The following is a 3,435-nucleotide window of genomic DNA, read 5'->3' on the forward strand; positions in this document are numbered from 1 at the left end:
CACCCATGTAACCCGAGAGGGCATCCTTTCAGAGAAGCATATTCCAAGCAGATTCAAAGGAAAAAGAACGCCAGTCCGGATGATCGATAGTGAGGATGAAGCAATTCGCCTGCTTTTAGACGCTGCTGATGCAGGTGGATGTGCATGCTGGGTTAGGAATACCGTTTCAGATGCAATGGAAGCATTTGATCGGCTTAGCCAGGAACGTCCCTGTCTTCTTTTTCATGCACGGTTTACTGCTGGAGACAGAAGAGGAATTGAGGATCAGATTAAACGATTTTTTGGACCTGAAAGCACTGTTGAGGAAAGGGATGGGAGAATAGTAGTTGCCACCCAGGTTGTCGAACAGTCGCTTGATATTGATTTTGATCTGATGATTACCGATCTTGCTCCAATTGATCTGATTATTCAGCGTGCAGGGAGACTAAATCGTCATAAAAGGGACAATCGCCCGGTGAAACCCCTCCTTGCTATCTTAAGCCCAAAACCTACTGAGGATGCCTCTGAAGATTGGTACTCGTCAATGTTTCCTCGCGGAAGTTTTGTCTATTCAGTTCATGGTGAGCTCTGGCTAACGGCACGAATTCTTGAGGGGCGTGATCACTTCCTGATGCCCGAGGACGCCCGTGAATTGATAGAAAGTGTCTATGAGGTCGATAATGCCGATCAAATACCTGAAAAAATCGCCATACGGGATATTAGGGATCGTGAAGAGCGTAAGAGCCGGGCGGCCCGGGCGATGATGAATGCTATTGTACCGGAGGATGGATATGTATTTGGCCAGATGAAATGGGGAGATGATCGCCTCCTGCCGACCCGTCTTGGTGACCCGAGTGTGACAGTACGACTTCTCAGAAAGGTTGGTACTACCCTTCAGCCATGGTTAGATATCGGAGGAGATGCATGGTGGACCGGTGAAGTAAATGTACGACAATATCATTTTTCAAATAATATTCTGAAGGATTCTAAAACAGGAATCGTCGAGATCCCGATGCATCAGGAGTCAGAAGGACTTTGGACAGGTGAGCTTCCCGGCAGGAATGAGAATGTCGTCAGGGTATCCTATAGCAAGGTACGGGGAATATCGTATGAGGGATAGAAAATTATATATAAGTCAACAGCCAATAAAAAATTGGAGGGAGGAGCACAAAAGATGGTAGTAAATTTGGTAAATAAAAAATGGATTCCTGTCATCCGAAGAAGTGGCACCCGCGAGACGATTGCCCCCTCTGAGATGACAACAAAGATTGATGATGATCCGATCATCAGAATTGACGCCCCACGGCCTGATTTTAATGGAGCTCTTGTACAGTTTCTCATTGGAATCATCCAGACCTCAATGGCACCTGAAGATGGAGAGATGCGATCTGAATTACGAGAAGATCCACCTGAAGAAATCACATTAAAAGCTGCTCTCCACCCCTTTGAAGAAGCATTCCACTTAGGGGGTGAGAAGAGACGTTTCATGCAGGATCCAACCGTGAAGGATACGGACAGATGGTTAATTGATTCTCTCCTCATCGAGATGCCACCATCAGACATCTCGATTAAAGACAACCGGGATCTCTTTGTAAAACGCTCCACAGTACGGGCGATCTGCCCGGAGTGTGCTGCACAGGCCCTCTACACAATTCAGACAAATTCTCCTGCCGGAGGAAGGGGTCATATGACCTCAATTCGGGGTGGAGGCCCTCTGACGACGATCATTGCCGGAGATACACTCTGGGATACTGTTGTATTAAACATCCTCCTCGAAGGAGAATCAGGTGTTCAAAACCAACCTAAATCGCCTGATGCAAAAATCTTTCCATGGATGGGAGAGATCCAAACGAGTGAGAATGGAATGACAGTCACACCTAAGGATGCTCACCCCTATCATGCCTACTTCGGGATGCCGAAGAGGATTTACCTTGATGACGGAGATCCAAAACAGGGAATCTGCGATCTCTGCGGAGTCACATCGCAGAAACTGATGACGCACTACTGGGCACGACCATATGGCATCAAATATTCTGATTGGACACATCCTCTGAGTCCGTATTATCTGAAAGCTGATAAAAGCGGAGATATGTGGCTCCCGGTTCATCCTCAGGAGGGGGGTATAACCTATCAGTACTGGCTCGGTCTTGTCCAGGCAACCTTAAGCGATAAGAAGATGATCGCAAAGGTTGTTTCTTCGTATTATCGCCATGCAGGTGTCGATGACTCCATCCATCCCGTCTTATGGGCATTTGGCTATGATATGGATAACAAAAAGGCCAGAGGCTGGTATGAGTCTCGAATGCCCCTCATCGAAATTGCTCCGGGATGTAAAGAGATCTATGAAGAGGAGATCCGTTCGATTATTCTCACCGCTGAGATGCTCTCATATAATGTGGCAGGTCAGACAAAATCAGCCCTCTTCGATAATCCCAAAGATGTTAAAGAGATCTCGATAGTAAAGAGACAGTTCTGGGAACAGACTGAGCCATTGTTTTATACTGCAATTCGCAAGTTACAGAGAGCCATTGAAGCGGGAGAGCAGACAGAATCCATTCGGGAGAGCTGGCTACAATCTGCTAGAGAAGCAACATTAGAGATCTTTGATAATTATGTGAAGATTCCCCTACTTGGAGAGTTTGATCCACGCAGGGCTGTGAAAGCCAGGTCGCTTCTACTCTATCTAAACAGCAGGAGAAACCCAATGGTTCGCCAGAAGTTGAAACTGATCCCAACAGATGAGGAGAGAGAAAGAGAGGAGGCAGGGAAGTCAAAAAGAAGAGGGAGAAAAGGAGATTCATCATGAATGAACAGAAACCGTATATAAATCTGAATGATTCTGAAAATCTTGGCATTATTCAGGCATGGTGGCAGGGTTTTGATAATAACAGAGGAGAACGGGCTGATCTAAGACGATGCCATTCTGCCCACGAAGTTATGCTCAACCCTGCATATCACAGACTCAGGCTCAGATTATCTGAAAACGGAGAGATATATCCTGGAAACCTTCGTCGCCTTGCTATTCTTGCCGGGGTTCTTGCCCATGTCAGAGAAGGTACTCAGATACCTGTTGCTGAACAGCTCGGCAGATCAAATACTGAAATGGAGACGACAGGTTTCTCTGAGATCCGATTTCGGCGCATACTTCAGACTGAAGACCCAGAAGATCTCTTTATGACTCTTATCCGGATGGTGCAACACCAGGGGGGAAAGATCAACATCCGGGATTTGAGTTATAGTATTCTGAACTGGAATGAACGGACACGCGAACAATGGGCGATGAAGTACTATACTCACGCCCCTGAAAGAACAAAGAGTGAATAAGGAGATAAATTATGACTGAATTTGTACAATTCCACCTGTTAACCACATACCCGCCATCGAACCTGAACCGTGATGACCTCGGCCGTCCAAAAACCGCTGTCGTTGGAGGAACCACACGTCTTCGTATATCAT

The 3,435-nt window shown here is 46.5% G+C and carries 4 protein-coding genes; all 4 read left to right on the forward strand.

Annotation, left to right across the window (positions count from 1 at the left end):
* On the forward strand, nt 1-1,099 hold a 1,099-nt coding region (gene cas3 / locus Q7V06_RS03010), incomplete at its 5' end, for a CRISPR-associated helicase Cas3' (RefSeq protein WP_304837876.1).
* A 54-nt stretch (nt 1,100-1,153) separates the two neighbouring features.
* On the forward strand, nt 1,154-2,785 hold the full coding sequence (gene casA / locus Q7V06_RS03015; protein WP_304837879.1) for a type I-E CRISPR-associated protein Cse1/CasA: 1,632 nt from the start codon (nt 1,154-1,156) through the stop codon (nt 2,783-2,785).
* Complete coding sequence (gene casB / locus Q7V06_RS03020; RefSeq protein ID WP_304837883.1) at nt 2,782-3,303, forward strand: type I-E CRISPR-associated protein Cse2/CasB; 522 nt, start codon at nt 2,782-2,784, stop codon at nt 3,301-3,303. The genes casA and casB overlap by 4 nt, the downstream gene beginning before the upstream one ends.
* 11 nt (nt 3,304-3,314) lie before the next feature.
* A partial coding sequence (locus Q7V06_RS03025; protein ID WP_304837886.1) for a type I-E CRISPR-associated protein Cas7/Cse4/CasC occupies nt 3,315-3,435 on the forward strand: 121 nt, incomplete at its 3' end.

The sequence above is a fragment of the Methanocalculus sp. genome, from assembly GCF_030651615.1.
GTDB lineage: Archaea > Halobacteriota > Methanomicrobia > Methanomicrobiales > Methanocorpusculaceae > Methanocalculus.

Bases quoted from the DNA above. Each gene is read 5' to 3' on its own strand.
- casA (WP_304837879.1), top strand. From the start codon at position 1,154: ATGGTAGTAAATTTGGTAAATAAAAAATGGATTCCTGTCATCCGAAGA.
- casB (WP_304837883.1), top strand. From the start codon at position 2,782: ATGAATGAACAGAAACCGTATATAAATCTGAATGATTCTGAAAATCTT.